Raw genomic sequence first — 20276 nt, 5'->3', positions numbered from 1 at the left:
ACAGTGGAGTCTAGGCGTGGCGACTGCCGCGTCAGCCGTGGTTGCGCGGATAGATGATGATCGAGAGATAGCGCATCGGAAACTGGACGAGTTCCTCCGGCCCGTGCTGCGCGCCCGAATCGAACATCATCGTGTCGCCGGGCGTCAGGTGGAAGGTCTCGCCGCCGTGGCGGTATTTCATCTCGCCTTCGAGCATGTGGATCAGCTCGACGCCCGAATGGCTGAAGCTGGTGTGCGGCGTCGCCCGCTCGTCGAGCGTGATGAGATACGGCTCGACGACGACGTCACCGCGCGAGAGGTGGCCGAGCAACTGGTAATTATGCCCGGCCTTGGTGCCGCGCCGCTCGATATGGACGCCGCGTCCCGCCGGCACGAACGAGCAATCCTGCCGCTCCTCGACGCTTTCGAACAGCGACGAGATCGGCACCGACAGCGCATGGGCGAGCGACTGCACCGTCGTCAGCGACGGCGAGATCTGGCCGTTTTCGATCTTCGAGAGCATGCCGAGCGAGATGCTCGCCGCCGTCGCGAGATCGGACACCGAGAGATCCTGCCGGCGGCGCAGCAAGCGGATCTGCGTCCCCAGGGCACGCTCCAGCGTGCGCGCTTCGGTGGTCGGCGCGCTCGATACGGTGCGCAGTTCCTCGATCTCGGCGGCCGCTGTCTCGATATCGTTGACCAACTTGGGCATTCGCATACTCCGTTACTGGCGGCCCGCGCGGGTCGAGCCGGGAGCCGCTTCGTCCAGGAACATCGTAGCGGCTCGCGCCCCAATCGCGCCATTGCGAGCGATGCGCAACACCGTTGTCGGGGTCAGCGCCCGTAGATGCGGTCGAGCACCTCGGCGCAACGGACGAACTGTTCCGCCAGCGGATCGAAACCGGGCGCGCGGGCGAGCTGCCCGGCCCAGGCGGCGGCGGCGCGGCCGCCCCAGTCGTCGGGCGGATCGGCGAGGCGCGTGGCGGCGGTGCCGTCGAAGCGTTCGGCGGTGAAATCGTAGAACGAGCCGCCGACATTGCGCAGCGCCGCGCCGCCTTCCGTCCCATAGAACGCCGCCTCGATCACCGCGTCGCGCCCGGCATTGAGGCGCCACGAACAGGCGAGCCGCACCTGCGCGTCACCGGCCGCGAACCGCGCGACCGCGTAATCCTCGACCGCGCCGGCGGCGAGGGGCAGGCCCCCGCGCGTCAGCCGCGCATCGACATCGGCAACCGGCGGGAAGCCGAGCGTCCACAAGGCGAGATCGACGAGATGCACGCCGAGATCGACGACACAGCCGCCGCCCGATTGCGCGGCGTCGTAGAACCACGGCTTGTCGGGGCCGTACGCGTTGTGGAAGGTCAGATCGATCGCGAACACCCGCCCGAGCGCGCCCGAGCGGACCAGATCGGCGATCTGCCGCATCGCCTCGGTATGGCGATACGACAGATCGACCCCGAGCAGCCGGTCCGCCGCGCGCGCCGCGTCCACCACGCCCCGCGTCTCCGCGGCGGTGCGGCCGAGCGGTTTCTGGCAGAACACCGCCTTGCCCGCCGCGAACGCCTCGATCGACTGCGCGGCGTGGAGTGCGCTCGGCGTCGCGATCACCACGCCGTCGATGTCGAGCGCGAGCATCTCGGCAAGGCTCTCCACCACCCGCGCGTCCGGCGCGAGCGCGCGTGCCTCGGCGACGCAGTCCGGCGACGGATCGCAGATCGCGACCGCATTGACCGCGCCGGTCGCGAGCATCGCCGCCATCCGGTGGCGGCCGATCCAGCCGGTGCCGAGAAACCCGATCCGCGGCGTCATGCCAGCACCACCAGCGCCTTGACGAACGCCCCCGGCTTGTCGCGGGTGGCGTCGAGCGCCTCGCCGAGCTGATCGAGGCCGTAGCGATGCGTGTAGAGCGGCGCGGGATCGAGCCGCCCGCTCGCGACCGCGTCGATCGCCTCGCGAAGCCCGCGCATCTGCACCCTGGGGTCGCGTTCGTGCGCGTTGATGACGTCGATGCCCTTCCAGTTCCAGCTCTGCATGCTCACCTGGCGCGGACCGTCCTGATGATAGCCCGCGATCACCAGCCGTCCGCCGAAGCCGACCAGCTCACCCGCCAGATCGAGCGGCCATTGCTTGCCGACCGCCTCGATCACGCGCTCGCACATCGCCTCGCCGGTCAACGCCTTGACCTCATCGATGATCGCACAATGATCGTGCATCGCGATCGTCGCGGCCGCACCATAATGCCGCGCGAGATCGAGCGACTCTTGCCGCCGCGAGATTGCGATCACGCGTGCGCCGGCGTCGCTCGCGAGCTTGGTGAGCACCGCGCCGAGGAAGCCGATGCCGATGATCGCCACCGTCTGCCCCGCGCGGATGTTGCTGCGGTGGAAGATATTGAACGCGCAGCCGAGCGGCTCGCCCGGAAACGGCTGGCCGGCGAGCGCGGGCGGCAGCTTGGCGACCATGTCCGCCGCCGCGACGTCATATTCGGCGAAGCTGCGGTAGGAGAGCGCCGCGACGCGGTCGCCGGGCGCCAAGCCATCGACGCCCGCGCCGACCGCGTCGATCGTCCCCCAGCCCTCATGCCCGAGGCCGCCCGCCTCGCCCGGATAGGTCATCCAGTCCTGACCCGCCCAGGGTTCGAGGTTGGAGGCGCACACGCCGCACCCCTCCAGCCGGATCCGCACCTCGCCCGCGCCCGGGGCAGGTGCGGCCACCTCGTCGATCCGGATCACGCCGGGTTTGTCCAGCACGGCTGCACGCATCATATTTCCTTTTCCTGCAACTCTTTGGCGACCTGTCGATTGCCGCCTGCATGACCAGCCCGACGCCACAGATGATCGAAACGCTGCGCGACAACATCGCGCGGCTGACCGCACGCGAACGCGCCGAGGCGCAGGCCGCGCCGCTCAGCGAACGTATCGCCGGCCAGATCACCGCCTTCACCGGCTCGATGCGCTTCGTCGCGCTGCATCTCGCGGTGTTCGGGGTGTGGATCATCGTCAATCTCGGTGTCGTGCCGGGTGTCCCGCGCTTCGATCCCAGCTTCGTCGTGCTGGCGATGGTCGCCTCGGTCGAGGCGATCTTCCTCTCCACCTTCGTCCTCATCAGCCAGAACCGGATGGCCGCCGCCGCCGATCGTCGCGCCGATCTCGATCTTCACGTCAACCTGCTCGCCGAACACGAACTGACCAAGCTCGCCGAACTCGTCGCGCGCATCGCGGCGAAGCTCGACGTGCCGGTCGACCGCGCCGAATTCGGCGAGATCGAGACCGACGTCGAGCCGACCGCCGTACTCGACGCGCTCGACCAGCGCCGGCGCGAGGAAGGGCTTACCCAATGATGCCCCCGGCCCGCGCGCGTCAGTTCGCGCGCGGGTCGATGAACGCTTCGAGCGCGGCGTGCGCCGCATCATCGGGCATCTGCACCGGCGGGTGCTTGCAGAACCACGCGGCGGCCGGCAGCACCGGCCCGGCCATTCCGCGATCCTTCGCCACCTTGGCGCAGCGGATCATGTCGATCGCGACGCCCGCGCTGTTCGGGCTGTCCTCGACCGACAGGCGCAGTTCGAGGTTCATCGGCACGCCGCCGAACAACTGCCCTTCCATGCGCAGAAAGCAGACCTTGTTGTCGTTCTGCCACGCGACATAATCCGACGGCCCGACATGGATGTTCTCATCCTCCAGCCGCGCCTGCGCGACCGACTGCACCGCCTCGGTCTTCGACTCCTTCTTCGACGCGAGCCGCGTGCGGTTGAGCATGTTGAGGAAGTCGGTGTTGCCGCCGGTGTTTAGCTGATAGGTGCGGTCGAGCTTCACCCCACGCTTCTTGAACAGATCGGTCAGCACGCGGTGGACGATCGTCGCGCCGAGTTGCGCCTTGATGTCGTCGCCGATGATCGGCACGCCCGCCTTGGTGAAGCGATCCGCCCATTCGGGGTTGCTCGCGATGAAGACGGGGATGTTGTTGACGAAGGCGACTCCGGCTTCGAGCGCGCATTCGGCGTAGAATTCGCTCGCCGCCTGCGACCCGACCGGCAGATAGTTCATCAGCACGTCGGCCTTGCTCTCACGCAGCAGCGCGACCACGTCCGCCTTGCTCGGTTCGGCGGCGTCCGCGACGCGGAAGGTGCGCTCGTCGGGGTAGTCGGCCATGTGATCGGCGACGCCATCGAGCACCGGCCCCATCCGCACCTCGGCGCCGGTCGGCTCGACGCTCGCACAGAAGACGGCGGTGCAATTGGGCTTGGCGAAGATCGCCTCGGCCACGTCGCGGCCGACCTTGCGCGCATCGACATCCCAGGCGGCGACGACACGAATGTCGCTCGGCTCATAGCCGCCGAGCTCCTGGTGCATCAGTCCGACGGTGTCGTTGGCACCGGCGCGATAATGTTCGATGCCCTGGACGAGCGAGCTGGCGCAATTGCCGATGCCGGCGATGGCGACGTTGATTCCACGACGGTCGGGGGAAAGCATCAGGCGGCGCTCCGTTCGGCGGCGAGACGCTCGTCGCGGTTGAAATCGAGAGGGGTGAGTTCGGGCACGCGCGGCGGCACCGGTGGCGTTTCCGGCGCGGCGATGCCCGTGCTGGTGGCTCCGGCGGGCGCGTAGCGGTCGATCATCCACGCGCAGAAATCGGCGAACTGCTGCGGGTCGCGCGCCGGACTGGTGTGGTGCGGCGCGACGCCGAGATGCTCGGGGGTGAAGCAGAAGGTGACGGTGACGTCGAAATCGGCGAGCGCCTCCATCTGCCGGTCGAACCAGTCGACCGCATTGGGACGGAAGCTGTCCGCCCATGACAGGCCGGTGCGGATGCGCCGCGTGCCGAGCCGCTTCATCCACGCCACCGCCTCGTCGAGCCGGGGATCGTGGAAATGGAACCACTGCATCAGCCCGATGTCGGCGGCATGCTGCGCATAGGTTTCGAGCGCGGGCTTGGGCGTGCCGTCCTCGCGGATGAGGCCAAGATAGAAATGGCGGTAATAGGACGACCCTTCCGCCTCGCGGTGGCGCGTCTCGGCGCCCCAACTCATCGGCAGATCGAACAGCGAATACCAGAACACGCGTGGTGCCACACCTTTCAGCAGGCTCGCGGTGCGCTCCAGCCCGAACACCTGCACCTCCTCGGCACCGAACGAACTGACGCCGACCTCGGTCACCCACACCGGCTTGTCGGTGACGGCCGTGATCTCGGCGATCTTGTCCGGCCAGGCCGAGAGCGGCCACAGGTTCCAGTCGAGCGGGAAGCCGTGGACCGCGACCACATCGACCGCGTCGAGCGCGCCATGTCCCTCCATCTTGCCGAGCCAATGCGGGTCGATCGGCGACATGCCGCCGAGCACGCGCGTCACCGCCGGGTTGATCGCGTGGATCGCATCGCCGGCGCGCACGACATGCTCGGCGAAACGCTGCCAGTCAGGGTCGAGCGCCGGATCCCAATGCGATTTGTTGTTCGGCTCGTTCCAGAGCATCGCCGCTTCGATCATGTGAGCCCCCCCTTGGCTGGATAGACCGCCGCCGGGCCGTGCTCGGCGTACGGCACGGGCGCGGTGCGGCAGAGATAGACGTCGGCCTCCGGGTTGGCCTTGATCGTGAAGCCGGCGGCGCGCAGCATCGCCTGGCTGCACGCCGCGTTCGGCGCCCACCAATTGGTCCAGTCGTTCGCGAACGCGTGCTCGATGAAGTGCATCTTGGGATAGCCGGGATCGTCGAAATAGGCCGGCGGCGTGTAGGTGCCGGGCACGAAGAACGGATGATCCGCCGGCACCTCGGCGACCGTGTTCGCGCCTTGCTGAAGCGTCTGGAACAGCATCAAATCGCCCGCGACATGCTCGCGGATCAGATCGAGCGCGAGCAGCGGGTGGCGCAAATGGTAAAGCACGCCCATGAAGATCACGAGATCGAAACGCTCGCCGATCGCGGCGACGTCATAGACCGAGAGATTGGCGAACTCGACGCCGTCGAAGCCGAGCGCCTCGCTCGCCAGCCGCGCCTGCGCCAGGTAGCGCTCGTCGCTGTCGATGCCGAGCACGCGCGCGGCGCCGCGCCGCTTCATCTCGACCGAATAGAAGCCGGCGTTGCAGCCAATATCGAGCACGGTCTTGCCGGTGAGATCGGCCGGGATGACGTGCGCGAAGCGTTCGTATTTGAAGGTCGGGTAATCGCCGAGAAAATGATCGGGTGCGGTCGTCACGCCGCCGCCGAGATCGATATTGTGGAACCACGGCCCGAGCGCATCGATCCGCGTGCGCAGCGCGGCGGCATCCAGCGCGCTCGCGCCCTGTCGGGATAAATGATGCAACGTGCAGCCTCTCGGAAAAACTTCAGATTCGTTACGCCAACGAACATTGAACCATGCTGTTCCGCGATCAGCAACAAAGCGTCGCAACTTGATCTATGTAAACTCGCACCCTTAACTTAGATAAGGCTGAGCAGCTTTTTACAAGAACTTGGGAACCGTTACGGCTCCGCGAAGATTGCTTCGCGCATGGCGGACCGGATGGCACTTTGGGTCGCGGCGATGCGCGCGGAGGACTATGACGCCGCTTGGGCGCTCGCCGCGCGGACACTCGCCGAGCGCGACCCCGCGACCCGCGACGATCCCACGCTGCCCTATCATCTGCGCTGGGTGTGGAACGGGCGCGCGATCGACAGGCGCGACGTGCTGGTGCGCTGCTATCACGGCCTTGGCGACACCATCCAATTTGCGCGCTTCCTCCCGCCGCTCGCCGCGCGAGCGGCCTCCGTGACGGTGGAAGTGCAGCCGCGCCTGTGCGATCTGATCGCCACCGTGGGGCGCGGGATCACGATCGTCCCGTTCTATGTCGCGCGTCCGCTGCCGCCCGCCGAGGTCGACATCGAGATCACCGAACTCGATTTCGCGCTTCGCCTCCCGCCGGATGCGACCCCGGCGCCCTACCTCCGCGCGGCGGCCGCGCCACTCCCGCGTGGCGCGGTCGCGCTGTGTTACGGTGCCGGCGATTGGGACGGCGAACGTTCGGTGCCCTCGGCGCTGTTCGCGCCGCTCTGTCGCTTCGCGCCCTGTTTCACGCTGATGCCCGAGCCGACCGATCTCGCCGTGCGCAATCCGCAAGGCTGCCCGCTCGACATGGCGCACACCGCCGGGCTAATTTCAGGCGCCGATCTCGTCATCACCGTCGACACGATGATCGCGCATCTCGCCGGGGCGCTCGGCAAGCCGACGTGGCTGCTGCTCAAGGCGGAGCCCGATTGGCGCTGGTCGCCGGACGCACGGCGCAGCGCCTGGTATCCGACGATACGCCTCTACGCCCAACCGCGCGCGGGCGATTGGGGCACCGTCATCGCCGATGTCGAACGCGATCTCGCCGCGCTCGGCCTTCCCGCACTGGAGGATAGCATATGAAGCATCTGGCAAGCCCGGCGGTGCCGGTGTCGTGGGGCGAACTGCTCGACAAGATCAGCATCCTCGAGATCAAGCGCGCGCGGATCGCCCGGCCCGAAGCCCGCGCGAATGTCGAGAAGGAACGCAGCCTGCTCGGCGCGATCGGGGCGAGCGCGCTCGGGCGGGCCGATGTCGCGGCGCTGTTCGCCGAGCTTCGCGCGGTCAACGAGGCGTTGTGGGACATCGAGGACGCGATCCGCGAGAAGGAGGCCGAGGCGCGGTTCGGCGCCGAGTTCATCCAGCTCGCGCGCTCGGTCTATCGGCGCAACGACGAGCGCGCCGCGATCAAGCGGCGGATCAACGCGGTGCTCGAGTCCGATTTGGTCGAGGAGAAAAGCTACGCCGGCATCGCCGCCGCGCCGCGAGCGCTCATGGCCGCACCCGCTCATTGAGCGCGATGACACGGCCGCTATCGAGGTCGATCGTGGTGCGCGAGGCGGGGTCGCATTCGAGCGCGAACAGCCGCTCGAAGCCGATGCCGAGCTGCTGGACGACGAGGCCACGGATGACGTCGCAATGCGTCACGCACAGCGCCGGGAAACCGTCGGGCGCGAGCTGCGCCAAGTAACGCTCGGCGCGCGCACAGGCTTCGGCCATGGTTTCGCCGCCCGGGCAGCGCGCGGTGGCGCGCTCGGCATTCCAGCGGAACCATTCAGGATCGCCATCAAGATCGGCGAAGGCGCGGCCGGTGAAGGCGCCGAAATCAATCTCGTCGAGCGCCGGCGCGATATCGGCGGTGAGCGCGCGGCGCGCGGCGAACGGCGTCGCCGTCTCCCGCGCGCGACGGCGCGGGCTGACATGCAGCGAGGCGACCGGCGTCCCGTCGAGCGCCGTGGCGAGCGCCGCCGCCTCGGCCCGGCCACCCGCGCCGAGCGCGATTTCGGAGCGCCCGCTCAGGATTTGGCCGACTTCAGCGTGCGTGCCGTGCCGCACCAGGATGACGATCCGCATCGGCGCATTCCACCAATATTTTGCCAGCTAAGTTGTTGATCGTTTTCGATCGGGAACAAAGAGGAAGAAGAAGCATTGCCACTGACAAGAAAGCGCAACAAATCTTCACAATCAAGCGCATTTACCGATCTTGATCTGGATTAATCATTTTTCCTGATCTGGATCAACATCAAATTAGGAGGCCATGGCTTTGAGCGAGACAGTCCTGATTACCGGTGGCGCGGGCTTTATTGGCCGCTTCGTCTCGCGCGAGCTGTTGCGCCGTGGCAACCGTGTTCGCGTGCTCGACGCGCTGATCCCGCAGGTCCACGGCGCGGGCGAGCGCCCCGCCGATATGCCCGTCGAGGTCGAGCTGATCCAAGCCGACATCCGTAACGGCGACGCGGTGGCGGGCGCGCTGAAGGGCGTCGACAGCGTGATCCATCTCGCCGCCGAAGTCGGGGTCGGCCAGTCGATGTACGAGGTCGAACGTTATACCTCCACCAACGACGTCGGCACCGCCGTGCTGTTCGAGCGGCTGATCGACCATCCCGTGCGGCGCGTCGTCACCGCCTCGTCGATGAGCATCTACGGCGAGGGCCTGTACCGCGATCCCGACGGCACTCTCGTCGAGACCGCCGAGCGCGGCATGGTCCGCGACGGACAGAAGATCTGGGATCCGCTCGACGCGCAGGGCCGCCCGCTCGCGCCCGTCGCGACGCCCGAGTGGAAGCGCCCCAGCCTCGCCTCGATCTATGCGCTCAACAAGTTCGTGCAGGAACGCACCACGCACATCATGGGCGCGCCCTATGGCATCGAGAGCGTGTGCCTGCGGCTGTTCAACGTCTATGGTCCGGGCCAGGCGCTGTCGAACCCCTATACCGGCGTGCTGGCGATCTTCGCGTCGCGGCTGCTCAACGGCCAGCAGCCGATGATCTTCGAGGATGGCGAGCAGCGCCGCGATTTCGTCCATGTCAGCGACGTGGCGCGCGCGTTCGCCGATGCGCTGGTGCTGCCCGAGGCGACGGGCCAGACCTTCAACATCGGCTCGGGCGAGGACCGTTCGGTCACGCAGGTCGCCGAGGCGCTGGCGCGCGCGATGGGCAAGAACAGCATCGCCCCCGAGATCGTCGGCAAGGCGCGGATCGGCGACATCCGCCATTGCTTCTGCGATACCAGCCTCGCCGCCGAGAAGCTCGGCTTCGAAGCGCGGCAGGATTTCGAGGAGGGGCTCGCCGAACTCGCCGAATGGGTCCAGCAGCAGACCGCCGAGGATCGTGTCGCGCACGCGCGCGCCGAACTCGAAGCGCGCGGGCTGGTGGCATGAGCGCGGACCGTCGCCCGATCCTCGTCACCGGCGGCGCGGGGTTCATCGGCTGCAACATCGCCGACCGGCTCGCGCGCATGGGCCATGACGTGATCGTCTATGACGCGCTTGCCCGCGCCGGGGTGGACCGCAACGTCGCATGGCTCAAGGAGCGGCACGGCGACAAGATCGAGCTGATCGTCGCCGACGTGCGCGATGCCGACACGCTCGGCAGCGCGGCGCGGCGCGCGGGCGCAGTGTTCCACATGGCGGCGCAGGTCGCCGTCACCACCAGCCTCGCCGATCCGCGCGAGGATTTCGACATCAACATCGGCGGCACGTTCAACCTGCTCGAGGCGGTGCGGCAGACCGGCGCGCCGGTGCCGGTGATCTTCGCCTCGACCAACAAGGTCTATGGCGACCTGATCGACCTCGATTTCGACGCGACCGAGCACGGCTATCTGCCCGCCGACGCGGACTTGCGCGCGCACGGTATCGGCGAGGCGCGCCCGCTCGACTTCCACACGCCCTATGGCTGTTCGAAGGGCGCGGCCGACCAGTACGTGCTCGATTATGCGCGCAGCTTCGGCGTGCCGGCGGCGGTGCTGCGAATGAGCTGCATCTACGGCGAGCGCCAGATGGGCACCGAAGATCAGGGCTGGGTCGCGCATTTCCTGATCCGCGTGCTCGAAGGCCGCGCGATCACTCTGTACGGCGACGGGCAGCAGGTGCGCGACATCCTGGAAGTCCAGGACGCCGTCGATGCGTACATGGCGGTGTGGCGCGATATCGATACGGTCGCGGGCCGCGCGTTCAACCTCGGCGGCGGCCCCGGCAACGCGGTGAGCCTGCGCACGCTGCTCGATCATATCGGCAGGTTGGTCGGCGGCGCGCCGGACATCCAGTTCGACGATTGGCGCGCGGGCGACCAACGCTATTTCGTCGCCGACACGCGCGCGGCGCAAGCGACACTGGGCCTCGGCGCGCCGACGCCGTGGCGCGAGGGCGTTGCCCGGCTGGCGCACTGGCTCGCCGCCGAACGCGGGCTGCCGATCGGCGCCGAACAGGTCGCCGCGCAGTGAGCCAGGGCGCGCGCGCGGCCGGCTTGCGGGTTCTGCTCACCGTCGATGCGGTCGGCGGGGTGTGGCAATATGGCCTCGATCTCGCGCGCGGGCTGTCGGTGCGCGGGGCGGTGCCGGTGCTCGCGCTGCTCGGCCCGGCGCCATCCACCGCGCAACGCGCGGAGGCACGCGCGATCGCGGGCGCGACGCTGATCGAAACCGGATTGCCGCTCGACTGGCTGTGCGACGGCCCCGCGCCGATCCGCGCAGCGGGCGCGGCGATCGAGGCGCTCGCGCGCGACCTCCGCTCCGATCTCGTCCAGCTCAACATGCCGACGCTCGCCGCGACGCCGCACGCCGTTCCGACCGTGGCCGTCACGCACGGCTGCGTCTCGACCTGGTGGCGGGCGGCGCGACCCGGCGAGCCGCTCGATCCGCAATTCGGCTGGCACCATGACATGATGGCGACCGGCTTGCGCGCCGCCGACCGGCTGGTCGCCCCGACCGCGAGCTATGCCGCGCTGATCGCGCGCCACTATGCGCTGCCGCGCGCGCCGCAGGTCGTCCACAACGGGCGCGCGCCGCTTGGCCAGCCCGGCGCACTCCGCGACGAAGTCCTGACGGTCGGACGGCTGTGGGACCGGGTCAAGCGCGCCGAGTTGCTCGACCGCGTCGCCGCGCGGCTGGCGGTGCCTTTCAGCGCGGCGGGCGCGGCGACCGGGCCGCATGGCGAGCATATCGACCTCGCCCATCTCCATCTGCTCGGCCAGCTCGACGCGGATGCGCTCGGGCAACGGCTGGCGGCGCGGCCGGTGTTCGTCTCGGCGGCGTCTTTCGAGCCGTTCGGGCTGGCGGTGCTCGAAGCGGCTGGCGCGGGCTGTGCGCTGGTGCTGTCGGACACCGAGGGATTCCGCGAGCTGTGGGACGGCGCGGCGGTGTTCGTGCCCGGCGACAACGAGGACGGCTATGTCCGCGCGATCGAATCCGTGATCGGCGATGCGGCGCTGCGCCGCCGGCTCGGCGAAGCCGCGCGCCGCCGCGCCGCGCGCTACGCGCCGCAAGCGATGGCAGACGGGATGCTGGCGATCTACGCTGACCTGCTCGGCGCGGCCGTCCCCGGCGGGAGGATCGCGGCATGAAGATCGTCTATTTCACCCATTCGCTCGCGTCGTGCTGGAACCACGGCAACGCGCACTTCCTGCGCGGCGTGCTGAGCGAGCTGATCGCGCGCGGGCATGACGTGCAGGTGTGGGAGCCGGCGGGCGCGTGGAGCCTCGCCAATCTGCTCGCCGATCATGGCGAGGCGGGGCTGGACGCGTATCGCTCCGCCTACCCGGAATTGTCATCGACGGTGTATCCGGCCGATGCTTCGCCCGAGGCGATGGTCGAGGGGGCCGATCTGGTGATCGTTCACGAGTGGAACGACCATGATCTCGTCGCCGCGATCGGCCGGCTGCGTGCGCGCGGCGGACGCTTCACTCTGCTGTTTCACGACACACACCACCGCGCGGTGAGCGAACCGGAGGCGATGCGCGCCTACGATCTGTCGGGCTACGACGGCGTGCTGGCGTTCGGCGAGACCTTGTCCGAAGTGTATCGCGGCTGGGGCTGGCAAGGCCGCGTGTGGACGTGGCACGAGGCCGCCGATCTGCGCCGCTTCCATCCGCCCGAGCAAGAGCGCGCGCGCGAGGGGCTCGTCTGGATCGGCAATTGGGGCGATGGCGAGCGCACCGAGGAGCTTGAGCGCTTCCTGTTCGGGCCGGCGCAGACCGCCGCGCTGCCGCTCGACGTGTACGGGGTGCGCTATCCCGATGACGCCAAGGCGATGCTCGCGCGCTACGGCGTGCGCTATCACGGCTGGGCCGCGAACGCGCGCGCGGGCGAGATTTTCGCGAACCATCTGGCGACGGTGCATGTGCCGCGCCGCTATTATGCGACGATCCTGCCCGGCATCCCGACGATCCGCGTGTTCGAGGCGCTCGCCTGCGGGATTCCGCTGGTCTCGGCACCGTGGAACGACGCCGAAGGGCTGTTCCGGCCCGGCGAGGATTATCTCGTCGCCCGCGACGGCGACGAGATGACGCGACAGCTCACCGCGTTGCGCGACGACGCCGATCTGCGCGCGAGCCTGGTGCGCAGCGGGCTGGAGACGATCCGCGCGCGGCATAGCTGCGCGCACCGCGTCGACGAACTGCTCGCCATCGTGAACCACATCACGTCATCCCAGCGGAAGCCGGGATCTCTTGAGGCCGATCGCGCGGCCGCCGCCGAAGACCCCAGCGTGCGCTGGGGTGACGAAAAAGCACAGGAACCCGCCGCATGAAAATCGCCTTCTACGGATCAAGCCTGTTGTCGTCCTACTGGAACGGCGCGGCGACCTATTATCGCGGCATCCTCAAGGCGCTCGCGGCGCACGGCTATGACATCACCTTCTACGAACCCGACGCGTTCGAGCGCCAGCAGCACCGTGACATCGATCCGCCGCAATGGGCGCGATCGGTGGTCTATCCGGCGACGGAGGAAGGCTTGCGTTCGGTCCTCGCCGAGGCGGGTGGCGCGGACATCGTCGTCAAGGCGAACGGGGTCGGCGTGTTCGATCGCGAACTGCTCGAAGGTGTGGTCGCGTTGAGCCGGCCCAATGCCTTGCGCATCTTCTGGGATGTCGATGCCGCCGCCACGCTAGACGAGATGCGCGGCGATCCGTCGCATCCGGTGCTGGCGGCGCTGCCCGATATCGACATGGTGCTGACCTATGGCGGCGGCCCGCCGGTGATCGATGCGTACACCGGCTTCGGCGCGGCCGAGTGCGTGCCGGTGTACAACGCGCTCGACCCTGAGACGCACCATCCGGCGCCGCCGCAGCCGCGCTTCACCGCCGATCTCGGCCTGCTCGCCAACCGCCTGCCCGACCGCGAGGCGCGGATCGAGGAGTTCTTCCTCCGCCCCGCCGCCGCGCTGCCGGAGCGCAGCTTCCTGCTCGGCGGCAATGGCTGGCACGACAAGGGCATGCCCGCCAACGTGCGCGCGATCGGCCATGTCGGCACGGGCGATCACAATGCGTTCAACTGCACGCCGCGCGCTGTCCTCAATGTCGCGCGCGATTCGATGGCGCATATCGGCTTCTCGCCGGCGACCCGCGTGTTCGAAGCGGCGGGCGCGGCGGCGTGCCTCATCACCGATGCGTGGGAGGGAATCGAACAGTTCCTCACCCCCGACGAGGAGGTGCTGGTCGCGCGCGACGGGCAGGATGTCGCCGAACATCTCGCCGCGCTGACCGAGGCGCGCGCACGGGCGATCGGCGCGGCGGCGCTGGCGCGGGTGCGCGCCGAGCACACCTATGCGCTGCGCGGCGAGCAGGTCCACCGCATCTTCCAGCAACACCGCCAGCGCGTGACGGAGGCCGCATGAAACTCGTCGTTCTCGGCCTCAGCCTCGGCTCGTCCTGGGGCAACGGCCATGCCACCACCTTCCGCGCGCTGCTCGCCGCCTATGCCGCGCGCGGGCATGAGGTGCTGTTCCTCGAGCGTGAGGTGCCCTGGTATTCGGGCGCGCACCGCGACTTGATCGACCCGCATTTCTGCCGGCTCGCTTATTACCAAGACCTCGCCGACCTCGAACGCTGGCGCGGTGAGATCGCGCAAGCCGATGCGGTGATCGTCGGCTCCTACGTGCCCGAGGGCGTCGCGGTCGCGCGGTTCGCGCAGGATGCGGCGCGAGGTGTGACCGCCTTTTACGACATCGACACGCCGGTGACGCTCGCCAAGCTCGCGCGCGGCGATTTCGAATATCTGTCGCCCCAGGTGATCCCCGGCTTCGACCTGTACCTGTCGTTCACCGGCGGGCCGACGCTCGCGCGGATCGAACGCGACTATGGCTCGCCCGCCGCGCGCGCTCTCCATTGCTCGGTCGATCCGCAAGCCTACCGCCCGCTCGACGTGCCCAAGCGCTGGGATCTGACCTATCTCGGCACCTACAGCCCCGATCGTCAGCCGACGCTCGAACGGCTGCTGATCGAACCCGCCCGCCGCCGGCCCGACCTGCGCTTCGCGGTGGCGGGGCCGCAATATCCGGCCGACATCGACTGGCCGGCGAACGTCGAGCGGATCGAGCATCTGCCGCCGGCGCAGCACGCCGAATTCTACAGCGCGTCGCGAATGACGCTCAACGTCACGCGCGCCGACATGATCGCGGCGGGCTGGTCGCCGTCGGTGCGGCTGTTCGAGGCGGGGGCGTGCGGCACGCCGATCCTGTCCGACCGCTGGGACGGGATCGACAGTCTGTTCGCGCCCGACCGCGAGATCGTGCTCGCCGACACCACTGAGGACGCGATCGCGGCTTTGTCGCGCCCCGCCGAGGCAATCGGCACGGCGGCGCGCGCACGCGTGCTCGCCGCGCATACCGCCGCGCACCGCGCCGAGGAACTCGAAGCCTATTTGACCAAAAGAACGGCGCAATCAGCGCCGCACGAGAGGATCGCCACCATGTCCCCCCAGAACCCGCCCCTCACCCTTGTCGCCGGCGGCGCCGGGTTCATCGGCTCGCATCTGTGCGCCGAACTGCTCGCGCGCGGCGAGCACATCGTCTGCCTCGACAATCTCCAGACCGCGCGCCCGTCGAACCTGCGCGTACTGGAGGCGCACCCCAATTTCACCTTCGTCGAAGGCGATATCGTCAACCCGCTGCCGGACGCGATCGTCGCGCTGACCGATCGGTTCACGCGCATCTACAACCTCGCCTGCGCCGCCTCGCCGCCGCAATATCAGGCCGATCCCGAACATACGATGCTGACCTGCGTGACCGGCACCAGCCATCTGTTGCGGCTCGCGGAAAGCTCGGGCGCACGCTTCCTGCTCACCTCGACCAGCGAAGTGTATGGCGATCCCGAAGTGCATCCGCAGCGCGAGGGTTATCGCGGCTTCGTCAACTGCACCGGTCCGCGCGCCTGCTATGACGAGGGCAAGCGCGCCGCCGAGGCGATGACGTTCGATTTCGCGCGGATGGGCCGCGCGGCGGTGCGCGTCGCGCGGATCTTCAACACCTATGGCCCGCACATGCACCCCGATGACGGGCGCGTCGTCTCGAACCTGATCTGCCAGGCGCTCTCCGGGCGTAAGGTCACGATCTACGGCGACGGCAGCCAGACGCGCAGCTTCTGCTACGTGTCGGACATGGTCGAGGGGTTGATCCGGCTGATGGAAAGCGACGCCGACGGGCTCGAGCCGACCAACCTCGGCAACCCCGAGGAGCGCACGCTCACCGAATTGCTCGACGAGATCCTTGCAGTGACCGGCGGGCCGGTCGCGATCGACTATCTGCCCTTGCCCGTCGATGATCCGCGCCGCCGCCGACCCGACATCTCGCGCGCGCAGGCGCTGCTCGGCTGGCAGCCACGCGTGTCGCTCGCCGAAGGACTCGCGCGGACCTGCGCGTGGTTCGCCGAGGAGATCGGTTCGGCGGATGTCGAGCGCAAGCTGACGGTTGCGGCCGAATAGCGGGGACCGAGATGTACGACGCCCAGCATCCCGACCCGGCGACGGCGGCCACGCGCGACCAGAAGCCGGAGCGGCCGGCGCTGCTCATCATCGACATGATCAACCGCTTCGATTTCCCGCAAGCCGACCAGATCAAGCCCGGCGCGCTCGCCGCCGCGCGGGTCATCGCGGAATTGCGCGAGACCGCCGAGCGTGCCGGATATCCGGTGGTCTTCGTCAACGACAATTTCGGCGAATGGCATTCCGAACGCTCGCGGCTGATCGACAGTGCACTCGCAGACGAGAACGATATCAGCGCGGCGCTGCGGCCGAACGACGACGATTATTTCATCATCAAGCCACAATTCTCCGGCTTCTACGCGACCAACCTGCCGGTGCTGCTGCCCAAGCTCGGCGTCAACCGGCTGATCCTGACCGGCATCGCCACGGACATCTGCGTGCTGTTCACCGCCGCCGACGCGCACATGCGCGACTATGATCTGTGGATCCCCGAGGATGCGGTCGCCGCCGAAACGGCGGAGCGCGGGCGGTGGGCGCTCGAGATCATGGCCAACAGCATGACCGCCGAGACCCGGCCGACCTCGACCCTGTCGCTCGACGCGTGGGTGTCGCGCGCGCAAGCCGACGCGCCCGCGCAACCATGATGGCCGCTTACGTGTTGAACAACCGCCACAAAGGGAGTTCGACATGTCGCATCAGCCACCCGTGCCCGAAGCCAACACCTCGCCCTACCCGCTCCAGCCGCCGCCGCTCGCGGCGTTGAAGGCGACCACGCCGCGCGGGGCCTCCCCCGCCGATGAAGGCAGCGCGGCATCGGGCGGCCTGTCCACAACGGTGCTCGGGATCGGTGCGGCGCTTGGCGTCGGCGCGGTGGCCGCGATCGGCGGCGTCGTGTTCGCGCGCCGCCGGGCGGCGACGAAATCGAGCGCGCGCAGCGGCGACGACAAGAGCAAGCGCGGTGCGGCCGATCGCCGCCGCGTGGCCGCGAACCAGCCGTATGAAGTTTCCTACTTCGCGCGCAAGCACAAGATCAGCACCGCCGAAGCGCGCGACATCATCCGCAAAGCCGGCCCCGACCGCAAAGCCGCCAACGCGCTCGCCAGCAAGCGCGCCGCCGCCAGCGTCCACTGAGCCGGGGTGAACCATCCTCCGTTCGTGGCCGGGCGACCCGCAGGGTCATCCGCCCGGCACGAACGGAGGCGGTGGTTCAAACGCGGGAATACAGCCTGCCCGCGCCGCGCGGGCAGGCTGCGCGATCATCAGGCCTTGAGGCCCTTTGCCATGTTGAGGTGCGCGGTGACGATCGGCACCAGATCGCTCGCGAAGGTCTTGAGCGCAGGCACGTCGCCGCCGGTCGCATAGGTCTTGAGCGCATCGAGCGTCTGCTGGTGGCCGGCGGTCTGCGCGTCGATATACGCCTTGTCGAACTCCGCACCCGACAGCGCCTTGAGCGCGTCGAGCTTCTGCTGCTGTTCGGGCGTCAGCGTCGGGTCGGGGGTGATTGCCGGGCTGAGGCCGGCGGTGACCTTCTTCAGCTTGGCGGTCGAGTCGGTGTGGGCGTCGATCATCTTCTGCGCGAACGCCTTCACCGATGCCGATTTGGAGGTGTCGAGCGCGGCGCGCGACGTGGCGATTTCGAACGCGTCGCTCGCGGCGGCGGTGTTCGCGAAGGTCTGGCCCGCCGCCGGCGCCGTCGCCATGTCCGTGCCGTTCATCGTGTCGGCACCGTTGACGGTATCGGTCTCCGAAATGGTGGTGGTGTTGGCAGACACGGTGCTCGTGTCGGTCTTCTGGCCACAGCCCGCCAGCGCGAGCGTCGCTGCCGAAAGCAGCGTCAAGCTCTTGATCTTCATACAAGTCTCTCCTGTTGAGCGCGCCGGGCGCGCGCCTCCCCAACGGCTCGCCGCGGCAGGTGTTCCGCGCGACGTCGGCGCCGCGATGCCAGCGCCGGCGCGGACCTTTGCTCCGCGCCTTTCGTTTCACCCCCCGGTAGCCGGCCACCGGCGACAAGGAGGACCATCACACGTGAGCATCTTCGGCAGCATCATGGGCAAGATCTTCGGCCACAAGACCGCCGCCCCCGCGGCGGCGAACGCCGCGCCCGCCCCCACCCCGACACCGGCGGCCGCGCCGGCGCCGACCCCCGCCGCCGCCCCGCAAGCCGCGCCCGCTCAGGCGGTGGATGTCGGCGCGGTGCTGTCGGAAATGGCATCGATGAAGAACGGCGGCGGCAACTATCAGTCGTCGATCGTCGATTTGCTCAAACTGCTCGATCTCGATTCGAGCCTCGATGCGCGCAAGCAACTGGCGGGCGAACTGAACGTCCATGCCGGGGCCGATGGCAGCGCGGAGCAGAATATCGCGCTCCACAAGGCGGTGATGGCGAAGCTCGCCGAAAACGGCGGCGTCGTGCCGGACAGCCTGCGCGGCTGATTCAGGGGCGGGCGGGGCCACGGCTCCGCCCGTTCGCGCCGCTCGCGCAGCGCCGCGTCAGTGCGTGAGCGCGCTTTCGCTCCAGCCGAGCGCCTGCGCGGTCACCGCCAATTGGGTGCGGTTGCGCACGTCGAGCTTGCGCATCAGCGCGGTCATGTGCGCCTTCACGGTCGCCTCGGCGATGCCGAGATCGAACGCGATCTGCTTGTTGAGTTGCCCCGAGTAAACGCCGTCGAGCACCTTGCGCTGCGTCGGCGTGAGCCGGGCGAATGGTGCCGAGCGGTCGGTCGCGGGCGCGGTGTCGGCCGCCAGTGGTTGCTGCCTCATCGTCTTCACACAGCCTCTCCCCATTTATGGCATCGCCCGGCGGGACTTTCGACCGCCGGATCAGGCCACGCGCGCGGTGCTCGTGGTGAGTCTCCGCAATCCGATGCTATGCGAATTGGTTGGACAGATTCAAGCGACGATTGCGCCTCCGGGCACGGTTAGCCGATTTTTCTATGGATGTTCGCGGATGTTGTCGTACAGATCATCGTGTCCGAAGGGGTTTTGATCCTGATCGCCATCCCCTAATCTGCAACCACGGCCGCCCGCCCGGAGGCGGCGACGCGGAGAGCAATGATGAGCGAAGGGCGCCTGGCCGACCGGGCCTATGCCGGGATCGTCGAGATCATCAACGGCGATGCGCTCGCGGTCGGAGACCGGCTCCCCTCCGAGGCGCGGCTGGCGGAAATGTTCGGCATGTCGCGCACGATCGTGCGCGAGGCGCTGGTCCGGCTGGCGGCGGACGGCATCACCGAAGCGCGTCGCGGCGCCGGCTCGTTCGTCAAGAGCCGCCCGTCCGACCGGCTGATCGCCTTCATGCCGATGGATCATATGTCGGCGACCTTCGGCACCTATGAAGTGCGCTTCGTGCTCGAGGCCGAAGCCGCCCGCCTCGCCGCCACGCGCCGCTCGGCGGAGGAGATGGCCGGGATCGACGCGGCGATGCAGGCGCTGCGCACCGCGCTGCTGTCGAGCGCGCCCGCGCATGACGAGGATATGGAACTGCACCGCCGCATCGTGCTGGCGACCGCCAACCCGGCCTTCCTGATCGCGTTCGAGGCGCTGTTCGCCGATGTCGAGCGGATCATGCGCGCGGGCGTCGACATCTCGCGCTCGCGCCCGCCCGAGGTGATCGGCGCGATGTTGCGCGAGCATGAGATGCTGGTCGATGCGATCCGCGTGCAGGACGCCGACGGCGCCGCGCTGGCGATGCGCTGGCACCTGTTTGAGGGCCGCAAGCGGCTGCTGCCTTGAAGAACGATGACCTTAGGGTGCGTGGGGATTCACAGGATGGCTGGAATGTGATTCAAGCGTGGGATGGATCGAGACGTACTGACGGATGCCCAGTGGGCGAAGATTGAACCGCATTGCCTGGGCAAGCGAACGGACCCCGGGCGAAGCGGCAGGGATAACCGGCTGTTCTTGGAGGCGGTATTGTGGATTGCGCGTACGGGCAGCCCGTGGCGCGATCTGCCGGAACGGTTCGGCAACTGGAGCACGGCGTTCCGGCGCTTCCGCGACTGGCGCGAAGCCGATGTTTTCAAACGCATATTCGACGCGCTGTCGGACGAGCCGGACCTGGAATATGCCATGGTCGATGCGACGATCGTG

The 20276-nt window shown here is 68.5% G+C and carries 23 protein-coding genes; 14 read left to right on the top strand and 9 right to left on the bottom strand.

What is annotated here, in order from left to right:
• Nucleotides 1–31: 31 nt before the first annotated feature.
• The 3 genes from BLS81_RS12490 to BLS81_RS12480 all read right to left on the bottom strand — a co-directional run bounded on the left by BLS81_RS12490 (nucleotide 32) and on the right by BLS81_RS12480 (nucleotide 2741).
• Entirely contained in the window at nucleotides 32–691 is a 660-nt protein-coding gene (locus BLS81_RS12490; protein WP_218123126.1) for a helix-turn-helix domain-containing protein, read from the bottom strand.
• A 122-nt stretch (nucleotides 692–813) separates the two neighbouring features.
• Complete coding sequence (locus tag BLS81_RS12485) at nucleotides 814–1788, bottom strand: Gfo/Idh/MocA family protein (RefSeq protein ID WP_093224331.1); 975 nt, start codon at nucleotides 1786–1788, stop codon at nucleotides 814–816.
• A complete protein-coding gene (locus tag BLS81_RS12480) occupies nucleotides 1785–2741 on the bottom strand; it encodes an MDR/zinc-dependent alcohol dehydrogenase-like family protein (RefSeq protein ID WP_176787156.1) in 957 nt (318 codons plus the stop codon). The genes BLS81_RS12485 and BLS81_RS12480 overlap by 4 nt, the downstream gene beginning before the upstream one ends.
• A gap of 50 nt (nucleotides 2742–2791) precedes the next feature.
• On the opposite strand from BLS81_RS12480, the gene BLS81_RS12475 reads away from it, so the two are divergent.
• Entirely contained in the window at nucleotides 2792–3319 is a 528-nt protein-coding gene (locus tag BLS81_RS12475) for a DUF1003 domain-containing protein (RefSeq protein ID WP_093224327.1), read from the top strand.
• Nucleotides 3320–3338: 19 nt separating this feature from the next.
• Here BLS81_RS12475 and BLS81_RS12470 read toward each other — a convergent pair whose 3' ends face one another.
• The 3 genes from BLS81_RS12470 to BLS81_RS12460 are packed head-to-tail and all read right to left on the bottom strand — an operon-like array spanning nucleotide 3339 to nucleotide 6276.
• Nucleotides 3339–4451 carry an inositol-3-phosphate synthase gene (locus tag BLS81_RS12470; protein ID WP_093224325.1) on the bottom strand — a complete coding sequence of 371 codons (1113 nt, stop codon included), beginning with the start codon at nucleotides 4449–4451 and terminating at the stop codon, nucleotides 3339–3341.
• Nucleotides 4451–5461, bottom strand: a complete 1011-nt coding sequence (locus BLS81_RS12465; RefSeq protein WP_093224324.1) for a glycosyl hydrolase — start codon at nucleotides 5459–5461, stop codon at nucleotides 4451–4453. The genes BLS81_RS12470 and BLS81_RS12465 overlap by 1 nt, the downstream gene beginning before the upstream one ends.
• On the bottom strand, nucleotides 5458–6276 hold the full coding sequence (locus tag BLS81_RS12460; RefSeq protein ID WP_256326222.1) for a TIGR04290 family methyltransferase: 819 nt from the start codon (nucleotides 6274–6276) through the stop codon (nucleotides 5458–5460). The genes BLS81_RS12465 and BLS81_RS12460 overlap by 4 nt, the downstream gene beginning before the upstream one ends.
• Nucleotides 6277–6474: 198 nt before the next feature.
• On the opposite strand from BLS81_RS12460, the gene BLS81_RS12455 reads away from it, so the two are divergent.
• Together BLS81_RS12455 and BLS81_RS12450 are read left to right on the top strand one after the other, a co-directional pair.
• On the top strand, nucleotides 6475–7359 hold the full coding sequence (locus BLS81_RS12455) for a glycosyltransferase family 9 protein (RefSeq protein ID WP_256326221.1): 885 nt from the start codon (nucleotides 6475–6477) through the stop codon (nucleotides 7357–7359).
• Nucleotides 7356–7790: a DUF6165 family protein gene (locus BLS81_RS12450; protein ID WP_093224321.1), complete on the top strand. Its 435-nt coding sequence runs from the start codon at nucleotides 7356–7358 to the stop codon at nucleotides 7788–7790. Before BLS81_RS12455 ends, BLS81_RS12450 begins: the two co-directional genes overlap by 4 nt.
• Here the strand turns inward: BLS81_RS12450 and BLS81_RS12445 are convergent.
• The gene (locus BLS81_RS12445) at nucleotides 7768–8349 is read right to left on the bottom strand and encodes a histidine phosphatase family protein (protein ID WP_093224319.1); all 582 of its coding nucleotides are present in this window, start codon (nucleotides 8347–8349) and stop codon (nucleotides 7768–7770) included. The two genes, BLS81_RS12450 and BLS81_RS12445, sit on opposite strands and share 23 nt — an antisense overlap.
• Before the next feature lie 190 nt (nucleotides 8350–8539).
• On the opposite strand from BLS81_RS12445, the gene BLS81_RS12440 reads away from it, so the two are divergent.
• From BLS81_RS12440 to BLS81_RS12400, 8 genes are read left to right on the top strand one after another with little or no spacing between them, the layout of a single operon-like run.
• A complete protein-coding gene (locus tag BLS81_RS12440) occupies nucleotides 8540–9655 on the top strand; it encodes an NAD-dependent epimerase/dehydratase family protein (protein WP_256326220.1) in 1116 nt (371 codons plus the stop codon).
• Nucleotides 9652–10716, top strand: coding sequence for an SDR family NAD(P)-dependent oxidoreductase (locus BLS81_RS12435; RefSeq protein WP_093224317.1), 1065 nt, complete (start codon nucleotides 9652–9654; stop codon nucleotides 10714–10716). The genes BLS81_RS12440 and BLS81_RS12435 overlap by 4 nt, the downstream gene beginning before the upstream one ends.
• Complete coding sequence (locus BLS81_RS12430; RefSeq protein ID WP_256326219.1) at nucleotides 10713–11834, top strand: glycosyltransferase family 4 protein; 1122 nt, start codon at nucleotides 10713–10715, stop codon at nucleotides 11832–11834. Before BLS81_RS12435 ends, BLS81_RS12430 begins: the two co-directional genes overlap by 4 nt.
• A complete protein-coding gene (locus BLS81_RS12425) occupies nucleotides 11831–13018 on the top strand; it encodes a CgeB family protein (RefSeq protein WP_093224315.1) in 1188 nt (395 codons plus the stop codon). The genes BLS81_RS12430 and BLS81_RS12425 overlap by 4 nt, the downstream gene beginning before the upstream one ends.
• Nucleotides 13015–14103, top strand: a complete 1089-nt coding sequence (locus BLS81_RS12420; RefSeq protein ID WP_093224313.1) for a CgeB family protein — start codon at nucleotides 13015–13017, stop codon at nucleotides 14101–14103. Before BLS81_RS12425 ends, BLS81_RS12420 begins: the two co-directional genes overlap by 4 nt.
• Nucleotides 14100–16187 carry a bifunctional glycosyltransferase/UDP-glucuronate decarboxylase gene (locus tag BLS81_RS21295; RefSeq protein ID WP_371128282.1) on the top strand — a complete coding sequence of 696 codons (2088 nt, stop codon included), beginning with the start codon at nucleotides 14100–14102 and terminating at the stop codon, nucleotides 16185–16187. Before BLS81_RS12420 ends, BLS81_RS21295 begins: the two co-directional genes overlap by 4 nt.
• Before the next feature lie 11 nt (nucleotides 16188–16198).
• Nucleotides 16199–16831: a cysteine hydrolase family protein gene (locus BLS81_RS12405; protein WP_093224312.1), complete on the top strand. Its 633-nt coding sequence runs from the start codon at nucleotides 16199–16201 to the stop codon at nucleotides 16829–16831.
• Nucleotides 16832–16874: 43 nt separating this feature from the next.
• Nucleotides 16875–17318, top strand: coding sequence for a DUF3606 domain-containing protein (locus tag BLS81_RS12400; RefSeq protein ID WP_093224310.1), 444 nt, complete (start codon nucleotides 16875–16877; stop codon nucleotides 17316–17318).
• A 128-nt stretch (nucleotides 17319–17446) separates the two neighbouring features.
• Here BLS81_RS12400 and BLS81_RS12395 read toward each other — a convergent pair whose 3' ends face one another.
• On the bottom strand, nucleotides 17447–18040 hold the full coding sequence (locus tag BLS81_RS12395) for a DUF4142 domain-containing protein (RefSeq protein WP_093224309.1): 594 nt from the start codon (nucleotides 18038–18040) through the stop codon (nucleotides 17447–17449).
• Nucleotides 18041–18212: 172 nt separating this feature from the next.
• Between BLS81_RS12395 and BLS81_RS12390 the strand changes: the two genes are divergently transcribed.
• Nucleotides 18213–18620: a DUF3597 family protein gene (locus BLS81_RS12390; protein ID WP_093224307.1), complete on the top strand. Its 408-nt coding sequence runs from the start codon at nucleotides 18213–18215 to the stop codon at nucleotides 18618–18620.
• Nucleotides 18621–18677: 57 nt separating this feature from the next.
• On the opposite strand, the gene BLS81_RS12385 is transcribed toward BLS81_RS12390, so the two are convergent.
• Nucleotides 18678–18947: a helix-turn-helix domain-containing protein gene (locus tag BLS81_RS12385; protein WP_256326238.1), complete on the bottom strand. Its 270-nt coding sequence runs from the start codon at nucleotides 18945–18947 to the stop codon at nucleotides 18678–18680.
• Nucleotides 18948–19241: 294 nt separating this feature from the next.
• Between BLS81_RS12385 and BLS81_RS12380 the strand changes: the two genes are divergently transcribed.
• Nucleotides 19242–19919, top strand: coding sequence for a FadR/GntR family transcriptional regulator (locus tag BLS81_RS12380; RefSeq protein WP_093224306.1), 678 nt, complete (start codon nucleotides 19242–19244; stop codon nucleotides 19917–19919).
• A gap of 63 nt (nucleotides 19920–19982) precedes the next feature.
• Nucleotides 19983–20276 (top strand): IS5 family transposase (locus tag BLS81_RS12375; RefSeq protein ID WP_143023357.1); only part of this gene is annotated, 294 nt, incomplete at its 3' end.

The sequence above is a fragment of the Sphingomonas sp. NFR15 genome, from assembly GCF_900103265.1.
Lineage (GTDB): Bacteria > Pseudomonadota > Alphaproteobacteria > Sphingomonadales > Sphingomonadaceae > Sphingomonas > Sphingomonas pollutisoli.
The sequence above is the reverse complement of the archived record's forward strand: the minus strand, read 5'-3'. Positions and strand labels throughout refer to the sequence as shown.

Bases quoted from the DNA above. Each gene is read 5' to 3' on its own strand.
- BLS81_RS12470 (WP_093224325.1), bottom strand. From the start codon at position 4,451: ATGCTTTCCCCCGACCGTCGTGGAATCAACGTCGCCATCGCCGGCATC.
- BLS81_RS12450 (WP_093224321.1), top strand. From the start codon at position 7,356: ATGAAGCATCTGGCAAGCCCGGCGGTGCCGGTGTCGTGGGGCGAACTG.
- BLS81_RS21295 (WP_371128282.1), top strand. From the start codon at position 14,100: ATGAAACTCGTCGTTCTCGGCCTCAGCCTCGGCTCGTCCTGGGGCAAC.
- BLS81_RS12485 (WP_093224331.1), bottom strand. From the start codon at position 1,788: ATGACGCCGCGGATCGGGTTTCTCGGCACCGGCTGGATCGGCCGCCAC.
- BLS81_RS12385 (WP_256326238.1), bottom strand. From the start codon at position 18,947: ATGAGGCAGCAACCACTGGCGGCCGACACCGCGCCCGCGACCGACCGC.
- BLS81_RS12475 (WP_093224327.1), top strand. From the start codon at position 2,792: ATGACCAGCCCGACGCCACAGATGATCGAAACGCTGCGCGACAACATC.
- BLS81_RS12480 (WP_176787156.1), bottom strand. From the start codon at position 2,741: ATGCGTGCAGCCGTGCTGGACAAACCCGGCGTGATCCGGATCGACGAG.
- BLS81_RS12465 (WP_093224324.1), bottom strand. From the start codon at position 5,461: ATGATCGAAGCGGCGATGCTCTGGAACGAGCCGAACAACAAATCGCAT.
- BLS81_RS12400 (WP_093224310.1), top strand. From the start codon at position 16,875: ATGTCGCATCAGCCACCCGTGCCCGAAGCCAACACCTCGCCCTACCCG.
- BLS81_RS12420 (WP_093224313.1), top strand. From the start codon at position 13,015: ATGAAAATCGCCTTCTACGGATCAAGCCTGTTGTCGTCCTACTGGAAC.
- BLS81_RS12380 (WP_093224306.1), top strand. From the start codon at position 19,242: ATGAGCGAAGGGCGCCTGGCCGACCGGGCCTATGCCGGGATCGTCGAG.
- BLS81_RS12405 (WP_093224312.1), top strand. From the start codon at position 16,199: ATGTACGACGCCCAGCATCCCGACCCGGCGACGGCGGCCACGCGCGAC.
- BLS81_RS12490 (WP_218123126.1), bottom strand. From the start codon at position 691: ATGCCCAAGTTGGTCAACGATATCGAGACAGCGGCCGCCGAGATCGAG.
- BLS81_RS12425 (WP_093224315.1), top strand. From the start codon at position 11,831: ATGAAGATCGTCTATTTCACCCATTCGCTCGCGTCGTGCTGGAACCAC.
- BLS81_RS12455 (WP_256326221.1), top strand. From the start codon at position 6,475: ATGGCACTTTGGGTCGCGGCGATGCGCGCGGAGGACTATGACGCCGCT.
- BLS81_RS12395 (WP_093224309.1), bottom strand. From the start codon at position 18,040: ATGAAGATCAAGAGCTTGACGCTGCTTTCGGCAGCGACGCTCGCGCTG.
- BLS81_RS12435 (WP_093224317.1), top strand. From the start codon at position 9,652: ATGAGCGCGGACCGTCGCCCGATCCTCGTCACCGGCGGCGCGGGGTTC.
- BLS81_RS12445 (WP_093224319.1), bottom strand. From the start codon at position 8,349: ATGCGGATCGTCATCCTGGTGCGGCACGGCACGCACGCTGAAGTCGGC.